Here is a 6000-nt window from a genome sequence, read left to right on the forward strand (position 1 = left end):
AACCGCAGCGAGATAGAACAGGACCGCAGTTCGACTTCGCTGGCGTTCTACCTCGCCGCAGTTCTACCTCGCCCTGGTTCTACCTCGGCGGACCGGTCAGCTGTCCTCGGGGTCCGTCCAGTGGCCCGCCTCGCGCTCGGTCCACAGCTCGCGCCGGGCCTCAGCCTTGGCGTCCATGCGCTCGGTGAACTCGCGGCGCTTGTCGCCGCGCGTGGGCCGCTCGTTCTGGTCGAGCCGCAGGTCGGTGCCGCGTCCGCCGAGCAGCTCCGCGCCGGTCTGCAGCGTGGGCTCCCAGTCGAAGACGACGGCGTTGTCCGGGTCGCCGATCCGCACCTCGTCGCCCGCGACGGCGCCCGCCTTGAACAGGCCGTCCTCGACGCCGAGCTTGGCGAGCCGGTCCGCGAGGAAGCCGACGGCCTCGTCGTTGTTGAAGTCGGTCTGCTTCACCCAGCGCTCCGGCTTGGTGCCGCGCACCTCGAACCAGTAGGCGGTCTCGCCGCCCAGCCGGCGCACGGTGAACTTCGACTCGTTCACGGCGCGCGGGCGCAGCACGATCGGCGCGGCCTCGGGCGCGGGAGCCTCCGCGCGGGCCTTCTCGACGACCTCGGCCAGGGCGAACTTCAGCTCGCGCAGGCCCTCGTGCGAGGCGGTCGAGATCTCGAAGACGCGCAGCCCGCGCGCCTCCAGGTCGGCCTTGACGAAGTCCGCGAGCTCGCGCGCCTCGGGCACGTCGATCTTGTTGAGCACGACGAGGCGGGGGCGCTCGGCGAGCGGCACGCGGCCGCCCGCGATGCCGATGTCGCCCGAGTAGGCGGCGAGCTCGGCCTCGATCACGTCGAGGTCGCTGATCGGGTCGCGACCCGGCTCCAGCGTGGCGCAGTCGAGCACGTGCACGATCATCGCCGTGCGCTCGATGTGCCGCAGGAACTCCAGGCCCAGGCCCTTGCCCTCGCTCGCGCCCGGGATCAGGCCCGGCACGTCGGCGACGGTGAACCGCGACTGGTCCGCCTGCACCACGCCGAGGTTCGGCACCAGCGTGGTGAACGGGTAGTCGGCGATCTTGGGGCGCGCGGCCGAGATCGCGGCGATCAGCGACGACTTGCCCGCGCTCGGAAAACCGACCAGCGCGACGTCGGCGATGGTCTTGACCTCGAGCTCGACGTCGGCCTCGTCGCCCTCCTCACCGAGCAGCGCGAAGCCCGGGGCCTTGCGCTTCTGCGATGACAGGGCCCGGTTGCCGAGGCCGCCCTTGCCGCCCGCCGCGATGACGTACTCGGCGCCGTCGCCCACGAGGTCCGCCAGGACGTTCCCGTCGAGGTCCTTGACCACCGTGCCGTCCGGCACCTTCAGGATCAGGTCGCCGCCGTTGGCGCCGTCCCGGTCGTCGCCCATCCCCTGGGTACCCGACGTCGCCCGCCGGTGCGGCGAGTGGTGGTACTCCAGCAGGGTGGTGGTGTTCGCGTCGACGACCAGCTTGACGCTGCCGCCGTCACCGCCGTCGCCGCCGTCGGGACCCGCCAGGGGCTTGAACTTCTCCCGGCGGATCGAGGCGCAGCCGTTCCCGCCGTTACCGCCGGCGGCGTGCAGAACCACGCGGTCCACGAAGCTGGCCATGTCTCGATCCTCTCAGGTACTGCTCAGGTGGAGCGGCTCAGGGCCGCTCATGAAAAGACGTGAGGGGGCGCACCGTCACCGGTGCGCCCCCTCACGCGAAAGCCGAATCAGACCTCGGCAGCGACGATGTCGATGACCTTGCGGCCACGACGGGTGCCGAACTGGACGGCGCCGGCGTCGAGGGCGAACAGGGTGTCGTCCTTGCCGCGGCCGACGTTCACGCCGGGGTGGAAGTGGGTGCCGCGCTGGCGGACGATGATCTCGCCGGCCTTGACGACCTGGCCACCGAACCGCTTCACGCCGAGGCGCTGGGCGTTGGAGTCACGACCGTTGCGCGAGGAGCTCGCGCCCTTCTTGTGTGCCATCTGGCTGACCTGTCTTTCGGGACGAAGGAGAAGAAGAAGTATCTGGCTCGCGCGGGCTCACTCGTCAGAGGAGGCCCGCAGCGGAAGTCACTTGATGCCGGTGACCTTGACGCGGGTCAGCGACTGGCGGTGGCCCTGGCGCTTGCGGTAACCGGTCTTGTTCTTGTACTTGAGGATCGTGATCTTGGGACCCTTCTCGTCCCGCACGATCTCAGCGGTGACCTTGACCTTCGCGAGCTTCTTCGCGTCGGTGGTCACCTTCTCCCCGTCCACGAGCAGCAGGGCCGGGAGCTCAACGGTCTCACCGGCTGCCACCTGGACACGGTCCATGACGACGATGGTCCCGACGGACACCTTCTCCTGGCGGCCACCGGCCTTGACGATCGCGTACACCACGTTCAACTCATCTCTCTAGTCTTGGCGTGCGCGCACGACGGATCTCACCGGCTTTGCTGTGACTCGCTCCGCCGCGGCGGTCGAGTGCGGTGCGCCATGGGCACGCAGGACGGGTGCGCAGACAGCACACCGAAGATCTAGGTTACGCGATGCCCTCAGCGGGTTCAAACCGGTAGGTGCGTGGCCTTGCCCACGGTCGGGAGCGGCACCGGCCCGCAGCAGCGCGCATGGCGATCTGCCTGGGGCTGTGCCTAACCTGGGTTCAGGTGATACGTGATGGTTTCCGAGCCGGCCGCCGAGCACGACGACATCGCCCGGGCGATGCGCGCCGTACCCCGCCGTGACTTCCTGCCCCGCTCGCAGCGGCCGTTCGCGGGCCAGGACCAGCCGCTGCCGATCGGCCGCGGCCAGACGTCCTCGCAGCCCAGCACCGTGGCCGCGATGCTGCGCCTGCTCCGCGTGCCGCTCGGCGCGCGCGTGCTCGACGTCGGCGCGGGCTCCGGCTGGACGACGGCGCTGCTCGCCTACCTGACCGGTCCGCAGGGCTGGGTGCTCGGCGTCGAGCGCGACAGCCGGCTCGTCGACTGGGGCGCCGCGAACGTGGCGCGCACCGGGATGGGCTGGGCGACGCTCCAGCACACCGAACCGGGGGTGCTCGGCCAGCCCCAGGAGAACGGCTGGGACCGGATCCTGGTCTCGGCGGCGGCGTCCGCCCTCCCCCGGACCCTCGTGGAACAGGTCGGGATCGGCGGGCGCATGGTCATCCCCGTACGGACGACGCTGCTGCTCATCGAGCGGCTGCCCGACGGGCGCACCCGCGCGACCGACCACGGCGGCTATCGGTTCGTCCCGCTCATCGAGGACTGAACCGCGGCCTGGGCGCGGCAGCAGGCCCATCCCGTTTGCCAGGTTGAGGTAAACACATTGCCTTCAAGCCTTCGCGATGCGTCCACAACTGCCCCTCGGAGCACAACCTACGGTCCCGTAGGGTGGAGGCCATCCGCATGACGGGCGCCATAGTCCTATCCACGGCTGGGAAGTCGAACCCGAGCAGGTGAGGACCACATGGCCCAAGCTGCCCCCATCGTCCGCGACGGCTTTCGCCCGACCAAACCGCGCGATCCCCTTGCCGAACCCGTGACCAGCACTTATTCGTCCCTGGCTCGCACTGTGCGCGACGCCGGGCTCCTGCGCCGGGCACACCACTACTACGCCTGGACCCTTGCCGCGCTCACCGTCGCGCTCGGCGGGATCATCACCGGGTTCGTGCTGCTGGGCGACTCGTGGTTCCAGCTCCTGATGGCCGGCGCGCTCGGTCTCGTCCTGACCCAGTTCGCCTTCGTCGCGCACGAGGCCTCGCACCGGCAGGTCTTCGAGTCGGGCCCCCGCAACGACCGCTGGGGTCGGCTGATCGCCAACGCCGTCGTCGGCATCAGCTACTCGTGGTGGATGACCAAGCACACCCGGCACCACGCCAACCCGAACAAGATGGGCAAGGACCCGGACATCGAGAACGACACGATCGCGTTCACGGAGGAGGGCGTCCGGCAGCACCGCGGGCTCAAGCGGTGGATCAACCGCTACCAGGGTTGGCTGTTCTTCCCGCTGCTCACGCTCGAGGGCCTGAACCTGCACGTCACGTCGATCCGCTCGCTGTTCACCGGCAGCCCCGAGACGCTGCGCTCCCGGATTCGCGAGCTCGTCACCATCACGGTGCGCCTCGGCGTCTACGTCGCGATCCTGTTCTGGGTGCTGCCCCCCGGCCTGGCGTTCGCGTTCCTCGGCGTGCAGCTTGCCGTGTTCGGCGTCTACATGGGTGCGTCGTTCGCTCCGAACCACAAGGGCATGGCGATCATCCCCGCCGACTCGCGCATCGACTTCCTGTCCAAGCAGGTGCTCACCTCGCGGAACATCCGCGGCGGGCGGTTCATGAACATCCTGATGGGCGGGCTCAACTTCCAGATCGAGCACCACCTGTTCCCGAGCATGCCGCGCCCGCACCTGATCCGGACCGCCGAGATCGTCAAGGAGCACTGCGCGACCCTCGGCATCCCCTACACCGAGACCAGCCTGGCGCAGTCGTACGTGATCGTCGTCAACTACCTGAACAAGGTGGGGCTGGCCGCGCGCGACCCGTTCGACTGCCCGCAGTACAAGCAGATGCGCAAGGTCTGACGCCGGCGGCCCGACGGCGCGGCGCGATCCGGTCAGCCGACGACGGCGTGCCGGCGGCAGCGGGCCTCGTACGACTCCGACCCGCCGACGTGAGCCGCGACCGGCACGAGCGCGCCGTCGGGGTGCGCGGGCCCGGCATCGGGGACCGGGGACGCGGCGGGCAGCCGGACGTGGAACGCGGCGTCGGCCCCGCAGACGGAGCACACGGCAGTCAGCTTCTCCACGGACTCGGCCAGCGCCATGAGCTCGGGCAGGGGCGTGAAGGGCTGTCCGTCGAAGGTGACGGACAGCCCCGCGACCACCACCACGAGCCCGCGGCCCGCCAGGGCCGAGACCACGGGCACGAGGCCGGCGCCGAAGAACTGGGCCTCGTCGACGGCGACGAGCTCGGTGCCGGGATCCAGCAGGCCGGGGATCTCCGTGGCGTCGGACACCGTGTGCGACAACACCTCCTGCCCGGAGTGCGACGACACCCGGCCGACGCCGCGCCGGTCGTCCAGGGCGTGGCTCACCACGAGCACGCCCCGGCGCGCGATCCGGGCCCGCCGCACCCGGCGCAGCAGCTCCTCGGACTTGCCCGCGAACATCGGGCCGGCGATGACCTCGAGGCGCCCGGCGCCCAGACCGTCTTCCATGGGCGTCAGTCAAGCACCCGCGGCCCGGGGATGCGCCGGGACCACTCGTGGCGCAGCACGCCCATCACCACCGAGTCGTAGCGTTCGCCGTCGACCACCCTGGCCTGCCGGAACCGTGCCTCCTCCGTGAATCCCAGCGCCTTGCCCACCCCGAGCATCGCGCGGTTGCCCGACCACGTGGCGAAGTCGAGCCGCACCCAAGGCGTGTTCTCGAACAGGAACGACGTCCACAGGGCCAGCGCAGTCCGCCCGATCCCCCGGCCGCGCACCGCCGGGTCGTAGACGGTGACTCCCATGCGGGCCCACTCGGTCTCGCGAGACTCCCAGTACCAGGCGACCGTTCCGGCGAGCTCACCATCGACGTCGATCACCAGTCTGCCCGGCGGCAGGATCTGCCCGACGACGACGGGTGGCTCCTCGCCGACACGTGTTGTGTCCGACGCCGGCTCGCCGCCCGCCGCCCGTTCCAGCCTGCTGCTCCGGGCCAGGGCCGCGACGAGCGCATCGGCCTGCGCCTCTGCCGGGACCGGGTAGTAGGGGCCGTCCCAGCGGTGCCACTCGTGCTCGGGCCGCAACCAGCCCCGAAAGGCGTCGAGGTCGGGAGCGGTCCAGCCGCGCAGGGTCACGGTCGTTCCGTCGGGGGTCGCGCCGCGGGCGTAGGTCGTGGCCGTCACGCACCCGATCCTCCCCAGGCGGCCGGTCCCGGCGGAAGTCCTTTTTCGATCGTGCGATCGGGCGCGCCCCCACGCCAGGAGAAGAACTACCCGCAGGGGGATGGGTAACGGAGACGTAGCACTGCTACGTCTCCGTTACCC

Annotated in this window: 7 protein-coding genes; 2 read left to right on the forward strand and 5 right to left on the reverse strand. The window is 70.5% G+C overall.

The annotated features are described in order from the left end of the window. Nucleotides 1-96 precede the first annotated feature (96 nt). The 3 genes from obgE to rplU all read right to left on the reverse strand — a co-directional run bounded on the left by obgE (nucleotide 97) and on the right by rplU (nucleotide 2375). Nucleotides 97-1614, reverse strand: a complete 1518-nt coding sequence (gene obgE / locus ACFU5G_RS16845) for a GTPase ObgE (protein WP_377246931.1) — start codon at nucleotides 1612-1614, stop codon at nucleotides 97-99. A gap of 107 nt (nucleotides 1615-1721) precedes the next feature. After that, on the reverse strand, nucleotides 1722-1979 hold the full coding sequence (gene rpmA, locus ACFU5G_RS16850; protein WP_036961235.1) for a 50S ribosomal protein L27: 258 nt from the start codon (nucleotides 1977-1979) through the stop codon (nucleotides 1722-1724). Nucleotides 1980-2066: 87 nt separating this feature from the next. Further along, entirely contained in the window at nucleotides 2067-2375 is a 309-nt protein-coding gene (rplU, locus tag ACFU5G_RS16855) for a 50S ribosomal protein L21 (RefSeq protein WP_377246934.1), read from the reverse strand. A gap of 276 nt (nucleotides 2376-2651) precedes the next feature. Here rplU and ACFU5G_RS16860 point away from each other — a divergent pair, with 276 nt between their 5' ends. Further along, a complete protein-coding gene (locus tag ACFU5G_RS16860) occupies nucleotides 2652-3242 on the forward strand; it encodes a protein-L-isoaspartate O-methyltransferase (protein WP_377246937.1) in 591 nt (196 codons plus the stop codon). Between the two features lie 270 nt (nucleotides 3243-3512). Further along, nucleotides 3513-4550: a fatty acid desaturase family protein gene (locus tag ACFU5G_RS16865; RefSeq protein ID WP_377246940.1), complete on the forward strand. Its 1038-nt coding sequence runs from the start codon at nucleotides 3513-3515 to the stop codon at nucleotides 4548-4550. 32 nt (nucleotides 4551-4582) lie between these two features. Here the strand turns inward: ACFU5G_RS16865 and ACFU5G_RS16870 are convergent, their stop codons facing one another. Together ACFU5G_RS16870 and ACFU5G_RS16875 are read right to left on the reverse strand one after the other, a co-directional pair. Then, nucleotides 4583-5185: a thymidine kinase gene (locus ACFU5G_RS16870; RefSeq protein ID WP_377246943.1), complete on the reverse strand. Its 603-nt coding sequence runs from the start codon at nucleotides 5183-5185 to the stop codon at nucleotides 4583-4585. Nucleotides 5186-5190: 5 nt separating this feature from the next. Next, nucleotides 5191-5859, reverse strand: coding sequence for a GNAT family N-acetyltransferase (locus ACFU5G_RS16875; RefSeq protein ID WP_377246946.1), 669 nt, complete (start codon nucleotides 5857-5859; stop codon nucleotides 5191-5193). Nucleotides 5860-6000 lie beyond the last annotated feature (141 nt).

It is taken from the genome of Promicromonospora sp. NPDC057488 (assembly GCF_042802395.1).
Classification (GTDB): Bacteria; Actinomycetota; Actinomycetes; order Actinomycetales; family Cellulomonadaceae; genus Promicromonospora.

What these genes read in the sequence shown, in the direction of transcription:
- obgE (WP_377246931.1), bottom strand. Translation starts at nt 1,614, where the DNA reads ATGGCCAGCTTCGTGGACCGCGTGGTTCTGCACGCCGCCGGCGGTAAC.
- ACFU5G_RS16860 (WP_377246937.1), top strand. Translation starts at nt 2,652, where the DNA reads ATGGTTTCCGAGCCGGCCGCCGAGCACGACGACATCGCCCGGGCGATG.
- rpmA (WP_036961235.1), bottom strand. Translation starts at nt 1,979, where the DNA reads ATGGCACACAAGAAGGGCGCGAGCTCCTCGCGCAACGGTCGTGACTCC.
- ACFU5G_RS16870 (WP_377246943.1), bottom strand. Translation starts at nt 5,185, where the DNA reads ATGGAAGACGGTCTGGGCGCCGGGCGCCTCGAGGTCATCGCCGGCCCG.